Origin of the sequence: Arthrobacter sp. Alg241-R88, from assembly GCF_900537115.1 — a bacterium.
Classification (GTDB): domain Bacteria; phylum Actinomycetota; class Actinomycetes; order Actinomycetales; family Micrococcaceae; genus Arthrobacter.
Window position 1 is genome coordinate 318512 of sequence record NZ_UNRG01000002.1, and the last position, 24172, is coordinate 342683.

18 protein-coding genes and 1 pseudogene are annotated in these 24172 nt (G+C 64.9%); 7 read left to right on the forward strand and 12 right to left on the reverse strand.

Annotation, left to right across the window (positions count from 1 at the left end; genetic code table 11):
• The 10 genes and pseudogenes from G6R19_RS06275 to G6R19_RS06315 all read right to left on the reverse strand — a co-directional run bounded on the left by G6R19_RS06275 (position 1) and on the right by G6R19_RS06315 (position 11293).
• Complete coding sequence (locus G6R19_RS06275; RefSeq protein WP_163163400.1) at positions 1 to 978, reverse strand: ABC transporter permease; 978 nt, start codon at positions 976 to 978, stop codon at positions 1 to 3.
• Positions 979 to 1114: 136 nt separating this feature from the next.
• On the reverse strand, positions 1115 to 2791 hold the full coding sequence (locus tag G6R19_RS06280) for an ABC transporter substrate-binding protein (protein WP_163163402.1): 1677 nt from the start codon (positions 2789 to 2791) through the stop codon (positions 1115 to 1117).
• A 78-nt stretch (positions 2792 to 2869) separates the two neighbouring features.
• Complete coding sequence (locus G6R19_RS06285) at positions 2870 to 3940, reverse strand: LacI family DNA-binding transcriptional regulator (RefSeq protein WP_163163404.1); 1071 nt, start codon at positions 3938 to 3940, stop codon at positions 2870 to 2872.
• Between the two features lie 162 nt (positions 3941 to 4102).
• Positions 4103 to 4255: pseudogene (locus tag G6R19_RS20365) on the reverse strand (carbohydrate kinase); the annotation flags it as partial.
• A 10-nt stretch (positions 4256 to 4265) separates the two neighbouring features.
• Complete coding sequence (locus tag G6R19_RS06290; RefSeq protein WP_163163406.1) at positions 4266 to 5777, reverse strand: glycoside hydrolase family 32 protein; 1512 nt, start codon at positions 5775 to 5777, stop codon at positions 4266 to 4268.
• Between the two features lie 22 nt (positions 5778 to 5799).
• Positions 5800 to 6711 carry a carbohydrate ABC transporter permease gene (locus G6R19_RS06295; protein WP_163163408.1) on the reverse strand — a complete coding sequence of 304 codons (912 nt, stop codon included), beginning with the start codon at positions 6709 to 6711 and terminating at the stop codon, positions 5800 to 5802.
• A gap of 8 nt (positions 6712 to 6719) precedes the next feature.
• On the reverse strand, positions 6720 to 7649 hold the full coding sequence (locus tag G6R19_RS06300; RefSeq protein ID WP_163163410.1) for a sugar ABC transporter permease: 930 nt from the start codon (positions 7647 to 7649) through the stop codon (positions 6720 to 6722).
• Positions 7646 to 9106 carry an extracellular solute-binding protein gene (locus tag G6R19_RS06305; RefSeq protein WP_163163412.1) on the reverse strand — a complete coding sequence of 487 codons (1461 nt, stop codon included), beginning with the start codon at positions 9104 to 9106 and terminating at the stop codon, positions 7646 to 7648. Before G6R19_RS06305 ends, G6R19_RS06300 begins: the two co-directional genes overlap by 4 nt.
• A gap of 152 nt (positions 9107 to 9258) precedes the next feature.
• The gene (locus G6R19_RS06310) at positions 9259 to 10302 is read right to left on the reverse strand and encodes a LacI family DNA-binding transcriptional regulator (RefSeq protein ID WP_163163414.1); all 1044 of its coding nucleotides are present in this window, start codon (positions 10300 to 10302) and stop codon (positions 9259 to 9261) included.
• 223 nt (positions 10303 to 10525) lie between these two features.
• Positions 10526 to 11293 (reverse strand): DUF4386 domain-containing protein, encoded by a 768-nt coding sequence (locus tag G6R19_RS06315; protein WP_163163416.1) that lies wholly within the window; start codon positions 11291 to 11293, stop codon positions 10526 to 10528.
• A gap of 91 nt (positions 11294 to 11384) precedes the next feature.
• Here G6R19_RS06315 and G6R19_RS06320 point away from each other — a divergent pair, with 91 nt between their 5' ends.
• Complete coding sequence (locus tag G6R19_RS06320) at positions 11385 to 12065, forward strand: TetR/AcrR family transcriptional regulator (protein WP_163163418.1); 681 nt, start codon at positions 11385 to 11387, stop codon at positions 12063 to 12065.
• Between the two features lie 111 nt (positions 12066 to 12176).
• Here G6R19_RS06320 and G6R19_RS06325 read toward each other — a convergent pair whose 3' ends face one another.
• Entirely contained in the window at positions 12177 to 13457 is a 1281-nt protein-coding gene (locus tag G6R19_RS06325; RefSeq protein WP_240341781.1) for a cation:proton antiporter, read from the reverse strand.
• 171 nt (positions 13458 to 13628) lie between these two features.
• On the opposite strand from G6R19_RS06325, the gene G6R19_RS06330 reads away from it, so the two are divergent.
• On the forward strand, positions 13629 to 14534 hold the full coding sequence (locus G6R19_RS06330; protein WP_163163420.1) for an SMP-30/gluconolactonase/LRE family protein: 906 nt from the start codon (positions 13629 to 13631) through the stop codon (positions 14532 to 14534).
• 45 nt (positions 14535 to 14579) lie between these two features.
• Here the strand turns inward: G6R19_RS06330 and G6R19_RS06335 are convergent, their stop codons facing one another.
• Positions 14580 to 15182 carry a dihydrofolate reductase family protein gene (locus tag G6R19_RS06335; RefSeq protein ID WP_163163422.1) on the reverse strand — a complete coding sequence of 201 codons (603 nt, stop codon included), beginning with the start codon at positions 15180 to 15182 and terminating at the stop codon, positions 14580 to 14582.
• Between the two features lie 306 nt (positions 15183 to 15488).
• Between G6R19_RS06335 and G6R19_RS06340 the strand changes: the two genes are divergently transcribed.
• From G6R19_RS06340 to G6R19_RS06360, 5 genes are all read left to right on the forward strand, one after another.
• Positions 15489 to 16121, forward strand: coding sequence for a dihydrofolate reductase family protein (locus G6R19_RS06340; RefSeq protein WP_163163424.1), 633 nt, complete (start codon positions 15489 to 15491; stop codon positions 16119 to 16121).
• A gap of 103 nt (positions 16122 to 16224) precedes the next feature.
• Positions 16225 to 19524, forward strand: a complete 3300-nt coding sequence (locus G6R19_RS06345; protein ID WP_163164127.1) for a DUF5107 domain-containing protein — start codon at positions 16225 to 16227, stop codon at positions 19522 to 19524.
• Positions 19521 to 20840: a cellulase-like family protein gene (locus G6R19_RS06350; protein WP_163163426.1), complete on the forward strand. Its 1320-nt coding sequence runs from the start codon at positions 19521 to 19523 to the stop codon at positions 20838 to 20840. Before G6R19_RS06345 ends, G6R19_RS06350 begins: the two co-directional genes overlap by 4 nt.
• 12 nt (positions 20841 to 20852) lie before the next feature.
• Positions 20853 to 23216: a beta-galactosidase gene (locus G6R19_RS06355; RefSeq protein ID WP_163163428.1), complete on the forward strand. Its 2364-nt coding sequence runs from the start codon at positions 20853 to 20855 to the stop codon at positions 23214 to 23216.
• The gene (locus G6R19_RS06360) at positions 23186 to 24148 is read left to right on the forward strand and encodes an AraC family transcriptional regulator (RefSeq protein ID WP_240341782.1); all 963 of its coding nucleotides are present in this window, start codon (positions 23186 to 23188) and stop codon (positions 24146 to 24148) included. Before G6R19_RS06355 ends, G6R19_RS06360 begins: the two co-directional genes overlap by 31 nt.
• The last annotated feature ends 24 nt before the right edge of the window (positions 24149 to 24172 follow it).

A 24172-nucleotide genomic window follows, 5' to 3' on the forward strand; every position in this document is an offset into this window, starting at 1 on the left:
CTAGTTGCTGCGCACGCGCGGGTCGAGGCGGACGTAGAGGATGTCCACCAGGAAGTTGGCCAACAGCACGGCGGCGGTGATGGTCAGGAACAGGCCCTGCATGAGCGGGTAGTCAAGGCCCTGGACGGCGTTGAGGAGTTGGTAGCCGACGCCGGGGTAGGCGAACACCACCTCGGTGAGCAGCGCACCTCCCACCACGAATCCCAGTCCCATGCCGAAGCTGGTGACGGACGGGAGCATGGCGTTGCGTGCTGCGTAGCGGAGCATGATCCGGCCCGGGCGGAGTCCCTTGGCCTCGGCCATGGTGATGTAGTCCTCGGAGTTGGTGGCGATCATGGTGTTCCGCATGCCCAGCATCCAGCCTCCGATGGAGACCAGCACGATGGTCAGGGCCGGAAGCACCAGGTGGGCGCCGACGTCGCCAATGAACTCCCACGTAAACCCGGGCTCCAGGCCGGCGGTGAAGGCGTGCCGGATGGGGAACCAGTTCAGTACTACGCCGAACAGGTACAGGGCACCCATCGCGAGCCAGAAGTAGGGGAAGGAGCCAATAAATACGAGCAGCGGTGGAAGTGCGGAGTCGACCGCGCCGCCGCGTCGCCAGGCCGCAAGGACGCCCAGCAGGTTACCCACGACGGCGGCAATCACCAGGGCGGTTCCGCCGAGCAGGAGGGTCCAGCCGATCTGGGACGAAATGACCTCGGTGACCGGGGTGGGGAAGCGGGAGATGGAGACGCCCATCTGCCCGGTGAAGATGTTGGTTATGTAGCCGATGTACTGTTCCCAGAGGGGCCGGTCGTCAACACCCAGCAGCTTGCGCAGGGCCTCGATCTGTTCGGGCTGCATTCTGTCCTGGGAGCGGGCGAACATGCGGGAGACGGGGTCCCCGGGCATGAAGCGCGGGAGCAGGAAATTCAGGGTGATGGATGCCCAGAAGGCGATCAGGTAGAAACCCAGGCGGCGCAGGATGAAGCGCACGGTTTCCCTCCATTCGGGAATTACGGAAAGTTTGGGGGCTGGCCGCCGGATGATCCGGCGGCCAGCTGGTGTGGGTGGGGCCCACGCCGCCAGGGAGGCGATGGGTGGGCCCGCGCCGCCAGGGAGGCGGTGGGGACTACTTGCGCGGTTCCAGCGTGGTCAGCACAAGCACCGTGGAAGGTGAGCGGACCGAAAGGGTCGCGTAGGGGTTGTCCTCGGTGGGCCAGCCGGTGAAGCGGGTGTCGTTGAAGGCGCCCCACTCCGGACCGGAGAACAGCGGCACCAGCGGTGCGGCGTCGTCGTATTCTTCCTGCAGCTTGTTGACGATGTCCTTCTGCTTGGACTCGTCGGCCTCTGCAGCGAACTCTGCCAGCAGGGCGTCGGCTGTGGTGTCGCCGAAGCGGTGGTAGTTGTCGAACGTCTTGGTGCCCACGGGCTTGACGGTCGCCGTGCCCATGGAGGCGTTGAAGTACTTGTACGGGCTGGGGTCGTTGGCACTCCAGACGATGCCGGAGTCGAAGTCGCCCGTTTCGTAGCCGGCAACCACGGCAGCCCAGTCCGGGGACTCCACCTTTGCCGTGACGCCGACTTCTGCCAGGTTCTGCGCGATCACGTTGGCCACGGACAGCCAGTCGGAAGAAGAGGCTCCCACGGAGATCTTGAATTCGAACGGCTTGCCGTCCTTGAGCGCGCGCTTGCCGTCAGCACCCTTCGGGTAGCCCGCCTTGTCCAGCAGCTCATTGGCCTTCTGGACGTCCAGCCTGGTCCAGGTGCAGTTCTCCTTCACCTCGTTGTTCTTCCAGGTCTCGTAGTTGCCGGACAGTCCGGTGCAGTCGGCAGGCTCGGCGTAGCCGCCCATGCCGATCGTGGTGACCTGCTCCCGGTCCACGGCCATGCTCAGGGCCTTGCGGACATCAACGTCGTTGAAGGGGGCCTTGGTGGTGTTGAGCTGCCAGTTGATCATGGCGCCCGTGGCAGGGAACCAGTAGTGGCGGTGTTCCTTGTCCTTGGAAACGAAGGTCTTTTCGATGTTCGGGATGTACTGCGGGGCCCAGTCCACGTCGCCGTTGGCGGCGGCGAGGTTGGCGCCGTCGTTTCCTGCAAACGCGAGCATCTTGATACCGGCGATCTTCTGCTTGTCCGGCTGCCAGTAGTTGGGGTTCTTCTTCAGCACAAACGACTGGGCCTGGAAACTGTCAACCTCGGTGTAGGGGCCTGTGCCGACGGGCTTGGCATTGGCGTCCTTCTCCGGATCGGCAAGGGCGGACCAGACGTGCTTGGGCAGGATGGTGAGGTGCCCGACGTCGTAGAGGGCCGGCGACCACGGCTTGTTGAAGGTGAAGGTCACTTTGTTGGTGCCTTCGGCGCTCACGGTGTCCAGGTACTCGAAGCCGCCCTTGATCTTCTTCTGGAGCTCGAAGGTGTAGGCGACGTCCTCGGCCACGAAGGGCTGGCCGTCGGACCACTTAACGCCGTCGCGCAGGGTGAAGGTGATGGACTTGCCGTCGTCGGCGGCCTTCCATTCAGTGGCCAGCCACGGCACCGTGTCGCCCTTGGCCGGGTTGAAGATCAGCAGCGACTCGTAGATGGACTGCTGGACCATCGGGTTGACGGTGGGGGCGAACGGGTTGAAGTTCTGCACGAAGGTGCCCATGTCCTCACGCGGAATGGTGAGGAAGGCGCTGGCGTTCGCTGCGGCGTCGGTGCCGGCGGCCTTGTTGCCGGTGGCTGCACAGCCGGTCAGCAGCAGTGCGCCTGCCGCCAGGCCGGCGGCCGTGATGCGGGCAGCCCTCAGGAATCGGGGTTGTGTCATGATGGTTATCTCTTTCCTATCTTCATCAGCAAGGTGAAGGGGTGGGGGAGGGGTTGCTCTTCGAAAGTGATTTCGCGGTCAGACCGAAGAGCGTTCTAGCAGCGGACAGCCGACTAATTGCTGGTCGGCAACTATCGGCTGTCCTGCTGTAAGAGCTGCGAGCGTCTGGACTCCCAGGGCGCCCATTTTTTCAAACGGCAACGCAACCGTGGTCAGCTTGGGCCTGAGGTAGGCCGCAATCAGTTCCTGGTTGTCGAAGCCAATCACGGCGATGTCTCCGGGGATGGTCAGGCCCCGTTCCTTGATGGCGTCGTAAGCGCCCATCGCCATGCGGTCGTTGAGGCAGAACAGCGCGGTTGGCCTGTCCTCCTGTGGGTAGCGGTCCAGGATGCGGCACGCGGCCTCATACCCGCCGTCGGCCGTTGCATATCCGGGCACCACGAGCTCGGGGTCCAGCTCGAGTCCGGCTTCGGCGAGTGCTTCGCGTGCACCCTCCAGACGCCCGATGGCCGCCGGAATTTGCGGGTCCAGGTTGATGACTCCGATCCTGCGGTGGCCGGCCTGGAGCAAACGTTCGACGGCGACGCGGCCCCCGGCACGTTCGTCCGGGACAATCGAGGGCAGCTTCCCGTCGGCGTCGAAGCAGTTGATCAGGACGGTGGGTACTTCCTTGGTGCTTTCCGGCACATGCACGCCACGGTGAAACGTGGCTGCGTAGAGAAGCCCTTCCACGCGCTGCTCCAGCAGCTTCTCGGTTGCGGCGTCTTCCATACCCTGGTTGGGTCCTACGGCATCGGCCTGGTCGGAGGGTGCGATGAGCAGGAACTTGCGGTCGAGCCAGGCTTGGTCTTGGGCACCCTTGATGATGTTGACGGCGAACGGTGCCGTCACGATCTCGGTGACAATCCCGTACCAGTCGCTGCGCTGGGATGCCAGTGCACGTGCTCCGGCGTTCGGGCGGTAGCCCAAGGCATGGACAGCTTCGTAGATCCGAGTGCGGGTTTCCTCGGAGATACTGGCATTTTCGCGGTTGCTCAGCACGAACGAGACCGCGGTCCGGGAAACGCCGGCGTGTTTGGCAACGTCATTCATGGTGACACCCCGCTGCCGTGCAGCCCCTGCATGGTTCGGGGTGGTGGTCTTCGCCATTGAAAGCTCCGGAGGTGGTCGGTGGTACTGCCGTTTGGTAACGCGCGTTACTTGCGTTATGTGATAGAGGTTACGCGCGTTACTAGATCCGTGTCAAGGGTTATTTGCCTGGCCCAAGCCACAACCTTGCAGGCGTCCCGGGCAGCCGCGGCGAGGGCGGTTTTATGCGTGCATTTGCAGCTGGGGCTGGTGCTGAAGCCCTGTGCGGAGTTCGTCTCCGGTCGGGGGCCGGGCGCCGGCCCGGGATACGGTGACTGCGGCCGCAGTGGCGGCTGTGTGTCCGAGTTGTTCGAGGACGGATGGAGCCAGGCCGTCGGGTGCTGCCCTACGCGAGCTGCGTGGCCTGGAGGCTGGTGATGGTTGCCGTGCCGCCGGTGGCGTAGACGGCGAGGCTGCTGCTGGTTTCGGCCGGGAAGATCAGTTCGGTCATGGTGACCAGGCCGTCCTGGGCGAAGACTTCAACCGAGCAGTGGTCCACGAAGATCGTGAGGTTGTAGGTGCCCGAGGTTGCGCGGAGCGGGGCGGTGTCGATGGAGGGGAAGGACTCGTGGAAGTCTGTGATCCCGGATTCGCGCCGGTCCACGAACAGTGTGCCGTCACCGGGACGGATGCCCACACGGGTTCCGGTGGCACCGTTGCCGCGCAGGATGAGGCCGAATTCCGTTGCGCTTCCGGGCGTGAAGCTGACGTCGATGCGCTGGACCGTGCCTTCCGCGCCCGCCAGGACCTGCACGCCGTCGTTGATGGTGGTGTTGGAAAGGCGGAAGGGGGCCGGGCCGGCCAGGGCTGTCCAGTCGCCGGCGGGCTGCTGGACCAGGCACAGGTCGCCGTCGGTGGTCTGGAGGGTGATTTCGCGGGCGAGGCTCATGGGGCTTCGCCAGGGCGTGGTGGGGATCTGGTTGGCGTAGTCCCAGTTGTTCATCCAGGCGATCATGAGACGGCGGTTGTCCGGGGCGTCGCTGAAGGAGACGGCGGCGTAGTAGTCCCGGCCCCAGTCCAGCCACCGGTAGTCGCCCAGCCGGTCCGGGTCCTGGAGGCCTTCGGTGACGGTGGTGGTTGAGGTGAAGGTGGTGCCGTCGAAGTCGCCCAGGAAGTATTGTCCGGCTGAGCCGTTGTTGGGCCCGCCGGGGTTGAGGTTGACGGTGAGGACCCACTTGAGGTTTTCCGGGTCGCCGTCGACGGGCAACGGGAAAAGGTCGGGGCATTCCCAGACGCCGCCGGTGGCGTTTGCGGGGCCGAAACTGCTGAGGTATTCCCAGATTTTCAGGTCGTCGGATTTGTAGAGGACCACCTGGAAGTCTGTGGCTTCGACGGCGACCATCACCCAGTAGCTGCCCGCGCCGCCGTCGTACCGGATGACTTTGGGGTCGCGGAACTCCGCGGACCCGCGGTTCAGGACGGGGTTGTCCGTGTGTTTTGTCCAGGTGTAGCCCCCGTCCAGGCTGTAGGCCAGGGACTGGGCCTGGACCCCCGCATGCTCCGAGCCCGGCTTGAAAGCGCTGGTGTAGACGGCCACGAGCGGGGCGGCGGAGCCGGTGCCGAAGCCGCTGGTGTTGTGCCGGTCATGGACGATGCTGCCGGAGAAGATGTCCTCGTTCTCGTCACAGGCGATGGCGACCGGGTGTTCGGTCCAGGTCAGCAGGTCGGTGGAGGTGGCGTGTCCCCAGGACATGTTTCCCCAGACGTTTCCCAGCGGGTTGTTCTGGTAGTAGAGGTGGTAGACGCCGTCATGGAAAATCAGGCCGTTGGGGTCATTGAGCCAGGTGTTCCGGGCGGCATAATGCATGGCCGGCCGGAAGGTCTCGGCTGTCGTGGCAGTCGAGGTGAGTGTATCCATGAAGTTCCTTTGGTGGTCTGTGTTATTTGCTCGCGCCGGCCGTGAGGCCTTCGCGGAGTGTGCGTTGGCCGAAGATAAAGACGACCAGGGCGGGCAGCATGGACAGGATCACGCCGGCGAGGACCACGGATATGCTCCCGGTGCCGAGGTTGCCTTGGAGCGTGACCAGCCCGAGGGGAAGAGTGAAGTTCTGTTCACTGATCGTGAGGATCAGTGGCCGGAAGAACTCGTTCCAGTGGAAGTTGAAGGCGAGGATCCCGACGATGGCCATACCCGGAACCGCCAATGGTGCGTAAACGGAACGGAAGATCCGCCATGGTCCGGCACCATCCAGGGCAGCGGCCTCCGCAAAATCATTGGGAAGGCCCAGGAAGTATTGGCGCATCAGGAACGTGCCGAAGGCGGTGGGAATGGCCGGCAGGATCAAGGCCAGCAGGGTGTCTGAGAGATCCATCCCGCGGATGAGCATGAACACCGGGACGATGGTGACCTGCACCGGAACCATCATGGTGGCCAGCACCAACGAGAAGATGGCCTTCTTGCCACGGAAATCCAGGCGGGCGAAAGCGTAACCGGCAAGCGTGGCGGAAGCCATCTGGCCAAGCGCGATCAGCCCGGTCACCAGGGCGCTGTTCAGGACGAGGAGGCCGATGTTGATCTGCCTGAACACCTCCTGGTACGCCGTAAAGTCAGGGTTGATGGGCAGGAAGGACGGCGGCAGGTTGAAGGATTCCGACGGCGTCCGCAGCGAGGTGGACAGGGTCCACAGGACAGGGCCGAGGGTCAGCGCCGCAGCCACCGCCAACGCCGCGTACCTGCCGACAGCTCCTGCAGCGGGCAGGCGGCGGCTGCGGTAGGGCTTGTGGGTGGTTGGCGTGCCGGTGGTGGAACCGGGATTCTCGCCGGTCCCGGTGTGCAGGGTCTGGCTGGACATGAGGGGCCTCACTGGTAGAAGACGAAGCGGCGGCTAAGGCGGAATTGCAGGGCGGTGACGGCAAGGATCAGCACGGTCAGTACCAGGCCGATGGCCGAGGCTTCGCCGAATTCCAGTTGCTGGAAGGCGGATTCAAAGATCACCATGACGGCGGTGCGGGTGGAATCCCCTGGACCGCCGTTGGTCAGTACGTAAGGCTGGTCGAAGACCTGCAGTGCACTGATGATCGCCATGACGGAGGCGACGAGGACCGTGGGGCTGATCAGCGGCAGTGTGACATTGCTGAACTGCTTCCAGCCCGTGGCACCATCGAGGTTTGCTGCCTCGTGCAGTTCCTTGGGGATGTTGGTCAGCGCGCCGAGGAAGAGCAGGAAGGAAAATCCGAAGTTCTGCCAGACATAGACCAGGATGACGACTGCGGCGGAGGCCGTGGGACTGGTCAGCCAGGGCACTGCGGGAATGCCGGCGAGCGACAGGAGCCAGTTCACCACGCCGAACTGCTCATTGAACATGTACCGCATGAAGATGGACACCGACGCGGCGGACAGCACCAGGGGGAAAAAGAAGGTGGAACGCAGGAACACCCTGAGCCAGGACGGCATCCTGGCCTGGAGCATGGAAGCCAGGCTGAGTGCGATGCCGAGTTCAAGGATGACGGCAACGACGACGAACACGATGGTGTTCAGGAACGACACGCGAACGGTGGGGTCCTGTGCCAGGGAGGCGAAGTTGGCGAAACCGACGAACTGGGGTGCCGAAATGATGTCCCAGCGGAAGAAGGCCAGGATCAGCGAGCCGACGATCGGCAGGAAGGTGAACAAGGCCATACCCACCAGGGTGGGGGCAAGGAAAATCATCGCCAGCCACCGCTCGACGAACGATCTCCGCGCGGTCGGTGGCTTGACGGCTTGGCGTGTGGCGGTGGACGCGGTGGTCATGAGTTCCTCCTGAGGGCCAGTTCGAGGTCGCGCTGCAGGGTGCCCATCGCTGTCCGTACGCCGGCGGAGCTGCCGCTGACAGCAGTGGAAACGTTTTTCATCAGGGCAGTTTCGACGGCAGCCTGCTGCGGCGGCGCGGGGATCGGGCCGGACGTGGGGAACCTGTCGAGGGTGTCGTAGAAGACTTTCCAATGCCGGGGCCCGGTGGCGGCGTAAAAGGACTCGTTCACCATGGAACGGCGGGTGGGGGTGGTGTTCGGTTTGGGCATGGCCAGTTGCATCGCGTCGCGGCTGGAGCAGAACTTAACCCATTCCCAGGCTGCGTCCTTGTCCTTGGCCGTGCGCATGATCGCGTAGCCGGCAGCACCGAACTGATGCCGCTGGGTCCGCCAGCGGGGGAAGAACTGAACATCGAACTGGTCGGCGGTCATTCCGGCGTCGTGGAGGCCCTGCGCCCAGTAGCCGCCTGCCGGCGTGGTGCCGATGCGGTTGTTGCCGAACAGCCCGACCAGGGCGTTTCCACCCCCGGATTCAGGACGCACGCCCAGCCCTTCGGCCACGAGTTGGCGCAGGTAGTCGAAGGTCTCAATCACCCTCCCGTCCTCGGCGTTGGGAGCGAGCCACTGATAGCCGCCTCCGCGCGTCGCCCGGGCAGGGTCCGTGGGATAAAAGCTGTCCCACAGCCAGTCCCCGCCTGCAGCCTTGCTCTCGGTCAGGAAGCTGGTGTCGTTGGCGTACAGCCACGGCACTACTCCGCCGAAAAGCCTGTTGGTCCAGTAGTACGGTGTGAAGTCGGCCGGGCGGGCTTTCCGCAGGGCGCGGAGGGTTGCACTGAAGTCATCCTGCGTCCAGTCGTCCTTCGGCCGGTCAAGGCCGGCCTGGGCAAAAGTGGTGGTGTTCAAGTACATGTTCGCCGCGTTCCAGTCCAGCGGGAGCTGGTACAGGCTTCCCTGGTACATGAAGGCTTCCAGCAGGCTCGGATGAACGTCATCGAAGTAATCGCCCATGTCGGCGGCGTCGCGGCGGACATAGTCATCCAGCGGCTCGGCAAGCTTGTCGGCGAACAGCTGGGCGCCCTCGGTGGCCACGTAGACGACGTCCGGCGGTGTTCCAGCGGCCACCATGGTGAGGATTTTGGAAAAAAAGTCTTTCCAGTCCGCGCCCTGGATGGCCTGCACCTGGACCGGAATGTCAGGGTGGGCGGCGGCAAAGGCCTGAACCAGGCCCTGGCGGGCCGCGGCGTCCGCTGAGGTCCCAAGGATGGCGATGTTCAAGGCCTTACTGCCACGGCCGGGTATGTCGGTCCCGGTCAGTCGCGGCCAGGCTCCTACAGTAGCTCCCGCCACGGCGAGTCCCGTAAGGCCGAGCATGGAACGCCGCGTGAGTTGTGCAACTCCGCTGCCGGGCCGCGGCGCAGATGAGGGGGTGGGTTGCCCCGGTGTCTTCTCAGACGTCATTGTCGGCTCCTCCTAACACGTGTTAAGAACAGTAGAGACGCCACCTAACACGTGTCAAGGAGTAGTGCTGCTGAACATGTCCGCGCAGGAAGTGACCGTTCCTGCCGCGGGGTCTCAGCAGTGGAGTGACCCGTGCAAACGTCCCGCCGGGACTATTCAGCCGGGACGGTTGCGGTGGACGCCCGTGGAATGATGTGGCAGGGCACACGAAGCGTTCCTGCTTCCGCGTTCCCGGCTGCCGCGGCTTTACCTTCAACCGAATCCAGCAGCATGGACATCGCCGTCGCTCCAATTTCGGCGTGTGGAAGTGCCACCGTGGTCAGGGCGGGAACAAGGTTCGCAGCAAGGTTCTGCTGGTCGTCATAGCCCACCACGGACAAATCCTGCGGGACACGCAGTCCTGCGGCAGCTGCATACAGCAGGACGCCGGTGGCCACCCTGTCGTTCGAGCACACGATCGCCGTCGGCCGGTCGCTGCCGCCCAGCACCGAGGAAGCAGCCCGGTAGCCCTCGTCAATGTCCCATCCGGTCGCATGGACGTGCTGTTGTTCCCGGCCCAGCCCCGCCGCTTCCATGGCCTCCCGGTAGCCCTGTTCGCGCTGCGGGGCGGCAGGGGAGCTGAGGGTTCCGGTGAGCAGTGTTATGCGTCGGTGGCCCAGGTCAATCAGCAGCTGCGCTGCGGCGCGTCCACCATCGACCTCTGCGGGGATGACCGACTGGAGGTTAGAAGCGGCATCCGTGCAATTGGCCAGAATGGCCGGCAGGGTGAGCATCGCCGCGGGGGTGGCAACCTCACGCAGGCTGCCGGTGGCGTACATGATTCCATCTACCTGCCGGTGCACGAGCTGCTGCGCCGCGGTGCTCTCGCGGGACATGTCATGTTCTGTGTCGACCACCAGGACCATGTATCCACGGGCCAGCGCGGTGCGGGAGGCGCCGCTTATCAGCCGGCCTGCGAAGGGGCTGGTAACGATGTCATCAGTGATGATGCCAATTGTTGATGTTTGCTGGTTGCGCAGGCTGAGGGCAACCGAGTTGGGCGTGTAGTCCAGCTCTGCTGCGGCGCGGAGCACCCGCTCCTGGCGTTCCGCGGTGACGTTGCCGTTTGCCCTTCCGTTAAGCACCAGTGAAACGGCACTGCGGGAAACCCCTGCCCGGCGTGCCACATCCAGCGCCGTAGCTTTACGTTTGGTCATGCCGGTCCTCTCGCCCACATGAATCAGCATAGCTAACTCGTGTGAGGTTAGGATTTGCCACGTTCGGAGCCGATTTCGTGGCCCGGGACAGCGGAGTCGACAGGTCGCGCGTCGGGCGCGCGTGCCACGCAGGTAGTTGCGGGACAGGTGCGCGACCTTTAGTTCAAAAACCGGACGAGAGCCGGAGGACAATCAGAAGGGGTGTGGCTCATGGCGCCGTTCCTTAGGCGGTGCCGTGAAGGGCCCGGTGGAAGTGCTTAGTGGGAGCGGGGCTGCCCGTTGCTGAGCGCTTGATCAGGATACTGATGCCCAGGATGGCTATCCAGAGTCCCCAGCCGGTGCTGCCGATCAGGCCGGCGAGGTCCCAGACGGGGAAGCCGGGGACGGCGGTGGCAAGGATATCGCCCTGATTGAGCAGATAGATGCTGCTGGTGATGAGGCCGGCGGCGCCGAGCCATCGGGGAAGAATGCCGCTGCGCAGGATCATGACGCTGACAGCGGCGGACCAGGCGATTACCAGCAGTTGGCCCAGGTGCTCGCCCAGCAGCGCGCCGCCGTATTGGTGCTGTGCTGTCCAGGCGGCGGCCACCGCAGCCTGGGTTTGCCCGTCCCCTTTTTCGTAGGCGCTTGCCAGGGCCGGGACAACGAACACCCAGCGCAGGAACCCGATGAGTGACAGGAGCACGGAGGCAGCTCCGGCGTAGGTGGCAACCTTTGCAACGGGATTCCCCTGCAGCTCGAGTGCCGCCGGCAGTAGCAGGATCGGGATGGCCAGGAGCCCGTAGGTCCAGGCCGCCGCGAACCAGGCCCAGATCAGGGCGGGGCCACCGGCGGTAAAGGCGGGAAGCACCACCTCGGCCGGCTCCCGCAGCACGTCCGGCCAGTCAAACATCGCCGACAGGGCTGTGGCCGCTGCCGCGAACGCCAAGGCGCTGAGGGCAAAAAGGCCACCGGTGGCGGTGCGGAGTTTTGTGCTTGGGCTGGCATTCATGGCGGTCTCCCTGCCTATTTCTGTACAGCGTACAAACTGGACGCTGTACAAATCGTGTACGGTGTACAGAGTAAAGTCAAGAGAGGGATTAATGACAACGCAGGCACGCAGTTCCCGGCCCGGACCGCGCCGCACCCTGACGGAGGAAGAGATCATGGGCGCCGCTCTCGACCTTCTGGACGAAGGGGGCGTGAACGCGGCATCCGTGCGGGGGATCGCGGCCCGGGTTGGTGTTGCGCCGAACGCCGTCTATACGTACTTCCCCGATAAGGCGGCCGTGGTGAAGGCCATTGTTGAGCACCTGCTGGGACAGGTGGACCTGGCGGTATTCTCGGACCGCGATGTTCCATGGCGCCAGCGGATCGAGTCCCTGGCGTTGGAACTCAGGGAGCGGCTTACCGCCCATCCGGGAGCGGTGAATCTGATGATCGGCGGACCGATGGACGGTCCACGGGCCCTTGCGCTGAACGAACACCTCATGGAGACGCTTCAGGATTCGGGGCTGGACGCCGCTGAGGCGGCGAAGGCGTCCTACCTGCTGATCGTCTACGTCTTCGGCTCGATAGCACTGGAGACGGCAGAGCTTGGTGGTCAGCGTGGGGGAGGTTCGGAAGGCGAAAGGATTGCCTCCCGTCTGGAGGAGTTCTCGGCGATACCGGCCGGCGCTTACCCGCTGTCCGCGGGAGCAGCAGATGTCATGGCCGGGTACGTCTCCACTGAGCAATACGCGTGGGGGCTGCACAAAGTGCTCGACGGGATCACCAGAACATAAGCGCCAGGGCTGGGTGCAGATGGCGGCGCGGGTCCGCGGGCAGCCCTTTCGCCGCCAGATGCACAGGAGTTCGTCCAGGCTGGTCGTCCGAAGAACATGCTGCACCAGCCCCTAGGGAACGTCCTGGTGCCGTGCGGCGGTTGCTGAAGGTTCCCGTTGAAGCTGCCGGAGTGCGAGCAGCGGAAACAGGAGTACCGAGAGCATTCCTGCTCCGACAAGTGCTGACGAGATTGCGCTTGAAATGAGCCCTTCGTTCCGGCCGATGGCTGTCACTGCCACGATGATCGGCAAACCCGTGGCCCCAAACAGAATGATGGCCCGTTTATCGGCCCAGCTGGATCTGGCCGGCGCGGCGAGCATCGACGGCAGCCCGCGGATGACGAGCAGGAGGAGCAGGAACAGGGGGACCAGTGCCAGCGCGGCCGGGCTGGCGGTAAGCGCGCTCAGGTCGAAGTCGATGCCGGTGTCGATAAAGAAGACCGGCACCAGGAATCCGAACGCGATGGCGTCGACTTTGGCCTCGATGACGTGCCGGTCCTGCTCCGGAGCGCGTGCGATGGCGACCTTCCAGAGGACACCGGCGGCGAAGGCGCCCAGGAGCATATCGAGGCCCAGAACCATGCTGAGCACAACGAGCACGGTAAGGATGAACATGATGGACCGGACGGCGAACTGCCCGCTGGTGTGAAGGGTCCTCGTGACCTGTGCATGGAGAAGGGAGTGGCGTGCCCGTGAGGCGAGATAAATCGCCAGTCCGGTCAGGAGAACAAACCCGAGAAGGACAGCCGTCGCAGGTCCCAATTCCCTGCCGCTGAAGAACAGCGAGATCGCCACCAGGGGTCCAAACTCCCCGGCGGCACCCAGTGCTGTAACAGCGATACCCATAGGCGACTTCGACTCGCTGGCGTCGCGAAGGATGGGCAACAGCGCGCCCAGAGCTGTGGAGCATAAAGCGACGCCGATGATCACTGCGGCAGCCGGCGTCGGGCCCAGCACAAAGCCAGCACCAATGCCCGCCGCCAGGGAGATGACCCAGCCAGCGGAGGCGCGGGTGATGGGCCGGCCGCGGATGGCCGCGAAATCGACCTCATTGCCGGCAACGAAGAAAAGCATGGCCAGCCCGAACTGGGCCAACGTGTCGACGAACTCGGTGGGTTGGATCCACCCCAAAATGCTGGGACCGAGTACCATTCCCAGGACAATCTCGAACACCACAATGGGCACCTTGACCGCCCGGTCAAGGAAGCGGGCCGCAAGGGGCGCCACAACAGCCAGCAGAGCGATCAGAACCAATGACGTGGACAAGCCCTGCATCAGCGGTACCTCCGGTACCTCGGCTGCTTCAAAGGAAAAGTAATCCAAAGCTACCGCCAGCCTCAGCGACGGCGCCACAACAGCTTTGGTCCCGGTGTTCGGTGCACTGTGTCCGGTGCGCTGAGCAGCGCCACCTGGTGGTGGTAGGCCAATGGGTCCCGTCGCGCTATCGTTTCCCGTAATGCGCGTGCCCGGGAGGGTTGTCACTGCGGTGCAATGCCAGGAAAACTGCTTGCGAAAGGGGGCCGGATGGGTGCTGAGCTGACGAGTGGCGGTTTGGAGTGCGTGTTCACTGGCTCGGTATGGGCGGAGGGTCCCTTATGGGTGCCGTCGTCGCAGACGGTGCGCTGGAGCGACATCCCGAACAACCGCATTCTCGAGTTCAACCCCGCCACGGGGAAGACCCGTGAGTACGGACTCGGGGTCGAATTTACCAATGGCCGAACCCTCGACGCCGACGGAACTGTGGTGCAGTGCAGCCACGGGCGCCGCCGGGTTGAGCGTGACCGCGGGGGAGCGGTGTCGGGACTGGTTGACTCCTTCCAGGGGCGCCGGCTGAACTCACCCAACGACGTCGTGATTGCACGCGACTCAAGCATCTGGTTCACCGACCCGCCGTACGGGATCCTGCCGGGCACCAAGGAAGGACACGAGGGAGCGCAGGAGTACGGCGGCTGCTACGTTTTCCGGTTCGAACCCGCTTCGGGCACCCTCAATGCAGTGATCACGGACCTCGTGTATCCGAACGGGCTGGCGTTTTCACCGGACGAGTCGGTCCTATACGTTACGGACACAGCCGGTCCGGCTCACGGCGTGCCGTTGAGAATCGTTGCCTACGACGTGCTCGGTGGCATCTGCCACCGCAACGGAACCCTCCTCGAGCTTGAAGAAGGTTATGCCGCTGACGGTTTGCGCGTGGATGCCCAAGGCAGGATCTGGACTTCTGCCGGCCCCACCGTCCAAACCTATTCCCCGTCCTTCGATCTCCTGGGTGCCATCCCGGTGCCCGAAAAAGTATCGAACGTGTGCTTCGGAGGCCCGGACGGCCAAGACCTCTACATCACCGCAACCACGAGTCTGTACCGGGTCCGCACCACCACCAGGGACGCTGCCGCCCGCATTGTCGAGCCCGTCGACGTCGAATCACGAGGATAACCAGAAGGTACCGAACGCTGGCCGGAGCGCCGCCGTCGTTTCGGCCTAGGCGCTGGGAACCACCCGGTAACGGACATGCGTTACCAGACGGGTGCCGCTTACCTCCGTCGGCTCAAGCTTGAGGTTTCCGACGCCGTCAAGCAGCCTTTCGCCCGCGCCCAGGATAAGCGGCGCGATGTGCAGCCGGAGCTCGTCGATCAGCCCGGCGGAGAGGAATTGCCGGGCAGTTTCTGCACCACCGGCGATGGCCACGTCCTTTCCGGCCGCAGCCTCCCGCGCCTGGGCCAGTGCCGACTCGATCCCGTTGTTCACGAAATGGAAGGTAGTGCCTCCCTGCATCTGTACAGGAGGGCGCGGATGATGCGTGAGCACAAAAACGGGGGCGTGGTACGGCGGCTCCTCACCCCACCAGCCGCGCCAGTCCTCATCCCACGGACCGGCCCCGGGGCCGGCGAACATGTTGCGGCCCATGATGTAGGCACCTGCGGAGAGAATGCCCTGAAGCGCGGCGGCGTTGGCCTCGGGTTCTTCGAACTGCCACCGGTGCAGGTCCTCGCCACCCTCACCCAGCGGGTTGGAGTGGCTTTGATGGGGGCCGGCGAGGAAGCCGTCAAGGGATACGGTGAGATCGCAGGTGACGCTGTTCATGGCTTCCTTCTGCTTGGCAGGGGCGTTCTGAGCGCAATCGATAACGGCCATGCTATTGGCGTTCGACGGCGGCCGGAAGGGCTGCTGCGTCCGCCATGCCTGAGCGGGCGGCAGGCAGGATCACGGCCGGGAGCTGGACGGTGTGCGCCTCGACCAGGCGGACCCTGACCCCGCGAGGCGGTTGGGTGGATTCGGTTGCCTTCCGGGGGAAAACCGCGCCGCCCTTCCCATCCCTCCCGGCGGCCCTTGAAGGGCTGATCGTGGCAGGGATAGCATTGCCCGCACCTGCCATCAAAGGAGACGGTCATGGGTGAGACACCTTCCGAGGCGCCATCAGAACTGATGGTTGATTTCATCATTTCCCTGGACGGGTACGCCTCGGCCGAGGGATGGCCGGGCTGGTGGGGCCTGGAGGGGCCGGAATACCTGGCCTGGCTTGAGCAGGAAGGGAAGAAGGACTACACCCTGCTGATGGGGGCGAACACCTACCGGCTGATGTCCAGCATGTCTGAGGAGGCCGCGGCGGAAGGCTCGGAGTTCTCCGAGGAAGAGGGGGCCAGCCTCACCGGCCTTGCCGCGGTGCCGAAGGTGATTTTCTCGTCCACCCTGCAGGCGCCGCTGACGTGGCCGAACTCAGAACTGGTGACCGGGGACGCCGTTGAGGCGGTGAAGGAGATGAAGCGGACCGGGACCGGGCCGTTGAGCACTCTCGGCAGCGTCAGCCTGTGCAGGTCATTGCTGGCGGCCGGCCTCGTGGACAGGTTCCGGCTGGTCGTGTTCCCGGTGATCACAGGCCGCACCGGGCAGGAGCGGATCTACGACGGCTATCCTGACGTTTCGCTGGAGATGGTGGAGAGCAGGACGTTCGACGGCCGGCTCCAGTTGCTCGAGTACGTCCCCACCGTGCTCAGCGGCCCGCCTGGCGTCAGTCCGGCCTGAGGCAAGGCAGAAGAGGGAGCCCTGCCGCGTAGAAGATCGTCCATATGCTCGCGCGCTTATGCCATGGGAACAGGCCCGGGAACTTCGTAGGCTTGCACCCGTGATGGATGCAAACGAACACAAGAGCCACATAGTTCTGCCCGACGCGCCGCTGGATCAGCAGGCCGTTCTGGAGACAGGTGGCGTTGCCTGCTGGTCCGAGCCGGTCTCGATTGATACGTATGCCCCGGGGGAGCCGGACCGGTACCCGCTGTTCCTGGACCGGCGCGTGTACCAGGGTTCCAGCGGCAAGGTGTACCCGATGCCTTTCATCCACAGCATCGCGGCGACGAAGGAACCCCGTCTTTGGCAGGCTATTCACCTGGAGAACCAGTTTGTACGACTGATGCTGCTTCCGGAGATTGGAGGCCGCATCCACATTGGGTTCGATAAGACGGCCGGGTATGACTTCTTCTACCGGAACAACGTGATCAAACCCGGCCTGGTGGGGCTGGCGGGCCCGTGGATTTCCGGCGGCGTGGAGTTCAACTGGCCCCAGCACCACCGCCCCGCGACATTCCTGCCCGTCGAAACCTCCGTGGACAGGAGCGACGACGGCCAGGTTACCGTGTGGCACAGCGACCTGGACCCCCTGCAGCGCATGCGGGGCTCCCACGGAGTGCGCCTTCGCCCCGGCAGTTCCCTGATCGAGGTCGAAGCACGGCTGTACAACCGGACTGATGAACCACAGACCTTCCTGTGGTGGGCAAACGTTGCAGCCGCTGCCCATGAAAAATACCAGTCATTCTTTCCCACCGACGTCAACTTCGTTGCCGACCATGCCCGTCGCGCCATCACCGCCTTCCCGAAGGCTGACCGGCCCTACTACGGGGTGGACTATCCGGCGTTGGCTGGTGAGCGCGGGCATCAGGGCGCGGACCGCATCGATTTCTATGCCAACGTCCCGGTCCCCACCTCATACATGATCACCGACACGAAAGACAGCTTCTTCGGCGGCTACGATCACGAAGCCGACGCCGGGTTTGTCCACTGGGCTGACCGCAGCATTTCCCCCGGCAAAAAGCAGTGGACGTGGGGGAACGGCCCTGTGGGCAAGGCTTGGGACGCGCACTTAACCGACGACGACGGGCCGTACGTTGAGCTGATGTCCGGCGTCTTTACGGACAACCAGCCGGACTTCAGCTACCTGGCTCCCGGGGAGACCCGCACCTTCAGCGAGTTCTGGTACCCCATCCGGCAGATGGGCCCGGCGCATCAGGCGAACCTCGAGGTCGCCGTGTCGCTTCAGCTGGACAGAACGGGGCGCACGGTCACTGTGGGCGTTTCCAGTACGGCGGATCATGAGGATGCAAAGGTTGTTCTCAAGTCCCGGGACGCAACAGTGCGGGAATGGGCTGCCCGGATCTCGCCGGCCCACCCCTTCACCGAAGACTTTGAGCTGCCCGAACCGTCAGATGAATCCCACCTCACGCTGCAGGTCCTGGACGGCGACCGGGAACTGATTCTTTGGAGCCCGAGCAAACCACAGGAAAAACCGGAGGAGCCGTGGGTTGCCACTGAACCTGATCCCGCTACCGGCATGGCAAGCATGGACGAGCTTTTCGTCACCGGAACCCATTTGACGCAGAACCGGCACCCCACACGTTCGCCGCTGCCGTACTTCGAGGAGATGCTGCGCCGGGATCCGCTCGATTCGCGCGCATCGATTGCGCTGGGAGCCGCGGCGTACAAAATCGGAGATTACGCCCGGGCCCGGAAACTGCTGGAGAACGCCCTGGGCCGGCTCACCCGCCGCAACCTGAATCCGCCCAGCGGGGAGGCAAGCTATCGCCTCGGCCTGGTCCTGGAGCGCACGGGGCGGTTGGATGAGGCCCGGGAGCGGTTCGGCAAGGCAGCGTGGGACAAGGCGTGGGCGCAGCCGGCACACCTGGCGCTGGCGCGCCTGGGCCTCCGGTCAGGTCAGCCCGCCGCGGCACATCGTCACGCCGATGCCGCCCTGGCGTTGGACCCGGGCAGCCCTGAGGCGAAGCACCTGCTGTACCTGGCTCTGAACAAAGCCGGGCGGCGGGAAGAAAGCGCCCGGCTGCTGCGGGACATCCTCGCGGCGGATCCATTAGACCCTGTGGCGCTGGCGCTGGACGGTTCCCTGAACGCTGCGGACCCGAAGACATCGCTGACAGTGGCCTGCTGGCTTGCGAGGGCCGGTCAGTGGCAGGCCGCGCTGGACCTCATCGAAAACCACGCAGCTGCCAACGTCAATAAAGTCTTCGGCAATCCCGAACCCCTTAGCCGCTACCTGCGTGCCAGTTGGCTTGAGGAACTGCTGGACCCGGACGGTGCCTCTGCAGAACGTTTCGCTGCCAGGCGCAGTAACACCGCTTATGCCTTTCCCTACGGGCTTGACGACTATGACGCGCTTCACCGTGCCATCGAGGCTGACCCGAGGGACAAGGTGGCACACGGACTGCTGGGGTGCTGGCTGTTGGATGCGGGCCGCACACCGGACGCCCTCGCGCTGCTGGAAAAGTCCCTGCTGCTTGGCTCAACAGACCCTGTGGTCTGGCGCAACGCAGCCATCGCCACGGTCAACACCGGGGGCAATCCCGCTGCTGCCGACCAGTACTTGGAGCATGCACTGGCACTGAGCCCGGATGACGCGCGGCTTGTCTTCGAACGGGCAGTCCTGGCCAGCCTTCGAGGGGTTTCTGTCGAAGACCGCATCGCAGCCATTGAACGCCACGACCCGGCTGTCCTTGAGCGCGACGACCTGGCAGTGCTGTATGCCAATCTCCTGACGGAGGCAGGCCGCGCCGAGGAAGCCTTGGACATGATGTCCGCACGGACCTTCCAGCCTTTTGAAGGCGGCGAAGGAATGGCCCTCGCAGCCTACGACCGCGCTGCCGCCGCACACGCAACCACCCTCATGAAGCAGGACCCGACGGCGGCCATCGCCTTGCTGCGCGCGGGCGTGGAAGCTCCCGCCAACCTGGGCGAGGGACGGCACCCGGCGGACAGCATGGCCGAGCGACTGGTGGTGCTGGGGGATGCCCTCGAACTCGTCGGGAACGCCAATGAGGCCGTGGACGCGTGGAACCAGGCCTGCCGGGAAGGCAATGCGTTCGCCGTAGACCCCAAACCCACGAGTTGCGAAGACTACTGGCGGGGGATCGCCCATTGCAGGCTCGGCAGACCGGCAGATGCGGAAAGGGTATGGCAGGACCTGGAGGCCCGGGCCGACGAGCTGGAATCCGCCCCCTCGGTTCCGGACTACTTCGCCACCTCCCTTCCCGAACTGCTGCTGTTCGACACTGACACTGCTTCATCCCGAGTTGATATGGCCAAGTCACTGCGGGAACTCGCCGCCGTGGGACGGACACACGAGAAAGAGACGGCCAGGCTGTGAGCGAAGAACCGAGGTACCTAGGGTCCGGAACGCTCGACGCCAGCACTGCATCCCTGACGGGAGCGCCGCCGCCGCACCTTCCATCGCGCCTGACCATTACCCTCTGGGACTTTTCCTGGTACACCCGTGCCGAGGACGGCGGCCCATACTCGGATCTGGACGCTGCCTGTGCGAAGGCGGCAGAGCTTGGGTACAACACCATCAGGGTCTGCGCCGCACCGCTGCTCCTCTTTGGTGGCTTGGGTCTTGAGGGCTTGGCCAGCGACCTGGAAGTTGAAGGCCTCGGGAAGGCACCGGATGGCGGAATCTACGGCAGGGGCACCCGCTGGTATGACGCCCCCGGCGGTTACCGCCTCAACCTGAAGGAACGGCTCCTGGAGTTGTTCGACGCCGCTTCCCGGCACAGACTCGTTGTCATCCTGGCCAGCTGGGAGTACCAGCAGTCCACGGTCTTCGCCCGGTCCCCGCAATGGTTCGAGGCCATCGACGCCGTGCCGCTCACCGACAGGTACCGCGTCCTCGCTGACGCCTGGCACCGGCTCATCAATGCCCTCACCGATGCCGGGCACCGGGAGCGGATCGCCATGGTGGAACTGCACAACGAGGTGGACTTCTCCATCCTGCCCGCGCTTGCCGACGGCGGCAGCGGGCAACTGCACCGGCTCCGGGAACTCCACCCCGACCTGCTGGTTACCGCCAGCTACGGCAAACCGCCGCACCTGGCCATGCACACCGTCCCCGACGGGCCAGGCGCCGCGCAGTTCCACGTCTACAGCTACGGCGTGCTGGACGCGCTGCAGCAACAGATCGACATCCGTTCCGAAGGAACCTCTGACTTTCCCAACCCGGCGCTGCGTGCGCTGCTCCGCCCCGATGCCCCCTCAGTCGAAGAGTACGGGCGCCTGGCCGACTGGAAGTACCGCGCCACCGTGGTGACGGACCAGATGTTCTATGGCTACGACTGGATCGATCCGGATGCCTGGGACACCTGGCTCTGCAACGAATACGGGATGTACCGGGAGGTGATGCGGCGGGAGATCGAGTCGCGGGTCATCGCGATCGCGGCGTGGGCCCGCTGGAAGAACGTGCCCGCCGTGGTGGGCGAGGGGTGGATCGGCTACACCCCGCTCCACGGCACGTTCGAGGAAGGCCCCATCGGACGCGACCTTGCAGAGAGAGGTATCCGCACGTCGTTGAACCACGGAATCTGGGGCATGGTCCTGTGCTCCAACGCTGCACCCCATCATCCCCTCTGGGCCGATGAAGCCTGGCAACGCCGCATGAACACCCTCATCCTCACCGCTCCTGGGAGCTGAAAGAATCCACACATGCGCCTTGAACACAGCACCCTCGAATCACAGGGGATCCACGGGCTTTTGAAGGTTACCCACCGGCCCCATGAACTGCCACTGCAGCTCCCGCCCATGAGCAACACCGAGGACCCGCACAGCAGATGGCGGCTCACCAGCCGCTACATCGAGTGCGCGGGCCGGCCGGCGGTGCCGGTGTCAGGAGAAATCCACTTCAGCCGGCTTCCCCGGGCAAGGTGGGAGGAGCGGCTGCGGTTGATGAAGGCCGGCGGCATCACCGTGGTGGCCTGCTACATCTTCTGGATCCACCACGAACAGACCGAGGGCGAGGTGCGCTTCGATGGCAACCTGGACGTCGCCGCCTTCGTCCGGTTGTGCGCCTCCCTCGGCCTGGACGTAGTCCTGCGCCTGGGGCCCTGGTGCCATGGCGAGGTCCGCAATGGCGGCTTTCCCGACTGGGTGCAGGCGGCCGCCGTCGAACACCGCACGAATGACCCCGCCTACTTGGCGCTGGTGGAACGCTGGTTCAACCGCCTCGGCGGGGAACTGCACGGGGTGACCGGGGCGGACAGCAACGTCGTCGGCATCCAGCTGGAAAACGAACTTTACGACCAGCCCGGGCACATCGCCGAGCTCAAGAAGCTCACCCGGGCAGCCGGGTTCAGCGCGCCGATCTGGACGGCCACAGCCTGGGGTGGGGCCGACATCCCGGAGGAAGAGGTCCTGCCGGTCTTCGGCGGCTACGGTGACGGCTTCTGGGTGGACGCCGACGCCCCCTGGGATCCGACGTTCCGGCAGCACTACTTCTTCAGCCACGAGTGGGATGACCCCGGCATCGGTGCCGATCTCCGCGAGCGCCTCTCCGGCAGCGACGCAGCGCCCCCTCGCTCCCCGTCCGCCCTCTACCCGCCGGCCACCTGCGAGCTAACGGGAGGCATGGCCACGGCCTACCAGCGCCGGCCGTGGCCCAAGGGCAAGGACGTGGCCGCCGTGGCCAACAACAAAATCGGCAGCGGCTCCGGCTGGCAGGGCTACTACATGTTCACGGGCGGAACGAATCCTTCCGGTGGCCTGCAGGAGTCGCAGGCAACGGGCTACCCCAACGATCTTCCGGTTTTCGACTACGACTTCCACGCGCCCCTCGGTGCGTCCGGCCGGCTGGCGCCCAGCTTCGGCCTGCTGCGCAGGCAGCACGCTTTCCTGTCCGCGTTCGGCGACCGCCTCGCCCCCATGCCGTCCACGCTCCCGGACCAGGTACCTGCCGGCGTCGAGGACTCGGCGACACTTCGCTGGGCCCTGCGCAGCGACGGGCAGACCGGGTTCGTGTTCATCACCTGGCACCAACCCCACATCCCGCTCAAGGATTACCCGTCAGCGCAGTTCAGGCTGTCGCTCGGGGAGGACACGGTGACCTTTCCAAGCAAGCCCGTGGCCATTCCCGCCGGAACGATCAGCGCCTGGCCCGTGGAGCTCGAGATTGCAGGGGTCCGGCTGCGCTGGGCAACGGCATCGCCGCTGACCCTTTTGGGGCCGGAATCCTCACCAACCCTGGTCCTCGCTGCCGAAGCCGGAATCGAGCCGCAGCTTTGCCTCACCGAGGGAACGACCCTCAAGGGGCCCATTAGGGCAGTGGGTGGCAACATCTACGCGATTGACGCCACGCAGCCGGAAACCCTCACGGTGAAGTCCCCTGAAGGCTCCCTGGCCATCCTTGTCCTGCCGGCTGAGCTGGCTGAGCAGGCATGGGTCCTCGATACCCTGCGCGGCCGTGAACTGGTTCTGTCAGCGGACCCGCTCTGGGTCGGCGCCGACGGACTCCTGGCCGGCAGGTCTGTTGGGTTGCCTTCCATTCGGCGGTACTCCACCGGGACCGCCCGGTTCGAAGACGTTGGAAGCTCGGCGACGGAACCCGAACGGACACGTTCAACCCTCGTTGCCGAGCTCATCCGCCCCGCACAGTCCGTTCCTGCATCCTTCGGTTCACTCGCCGGGCGGGCTGCCGCGCCCACCGGGGGAGCCATCGAGGAACTGGCCGAGGTGTACCGGCTTGACGTGACGACGACGGCGGCGGCGTCCTTGGCCGGCGAGGGGCACTCTGAGCTTGAGATCGTGTGGGCCGGGGACGTTGCCCGGCTCCTCGTTGACGGGTACGTGGTTGCGGACCGCTTCTGGGACGGTTCGCCTTGGGTCCTCGAAGCGCATGATGCCGGCATCCGCCCCGGGTCTGAGGTCCTGCTTCAGATCCTTCCCCTCCCGAAGGAGGCGAAGGTGGGGGTGCCGCTGGAGGCCCAGCACAGGCGTGATTCGGTCGACGGCGACCTGGCCGCCTTGGACAGGGTGGAGCTGCTGATGTGGACGGGCTGGAAGGAACAGTCATCCTGACCCGCGCCGCTGGGACCCTGCCCGCCCGGCATACACTGAATGATTCGACGGAGGGAGCGCAGGTGGAACGGGCAACGGGCTTCCAGAACCAGCGGCTCGTGGTGGTTCCGCGGCCGCTGGTCCGGGAAGCGCTCACCCGTCCCGTCACACGCCGCCTCATGGTCACTGATGCGGGCGTCTTTCCCGTCGCAGAGGCCCATGGGCGGCACCGTCCTTCGGGCGCCGAGGAAACCATCGTCATCCTCTGCGTCGCGGGGAAGGGGTGGGTGGATACCGCCGGTTCCCGGTTCGACGTCGGCAAGTCCACCGCCGTCGTTCTTCCAGGCGGTACGGGGGAGGCCCATGCCTACGGTGCCTCCAGCGAGGACCCATGGACCATTTGGTGGTGCCACGTGTTGGGCTCTGATACTGCCGAACTTGTTGAGGAATCCGGTGTGCGTCCGGACCGGCCCATTATCCCGCTGGTAGCCGTGGACCGGCTGACGGCCATGTTGGACGAAATCATTTCCGCCCTGGAACAGGACCAGTCGCCTGCCCGCCTGGTTGCGACGGCAGGAATGGCCTGGAAGCTCCTCGCCACCCTCGCTGTAGACCGCCGCCTCCCTGAGCAGGGGACGCCCCTCCAGCAGGCCATGAATTTTTTGGAGGAGCGGGTTGACGGCAGCATCCGGTTGCCCGACTTGGCTGCGGTGGTGGGTGTTTCGTCGTCGCAGCTGAGCAAACTCTTCAGGGAAGCTACTGGTGGTGGAGTGCTGGCCCACCACACTGCCCTGAAGATGGCCCGGGCGAGGCTTCTGCTGGATACTACGGAACTGACTGTCGCCCAGGTGGGACGCGAAATCGGACTATATGACCAGTTCTACTTCTCCCGCCAGTTCCGCCGGATGCACGGGGTAAGCCCCAGTGCATACCGGGCGGAACGGAAGGGGTGAGATCTCCTGCGGCGCCACACCAAC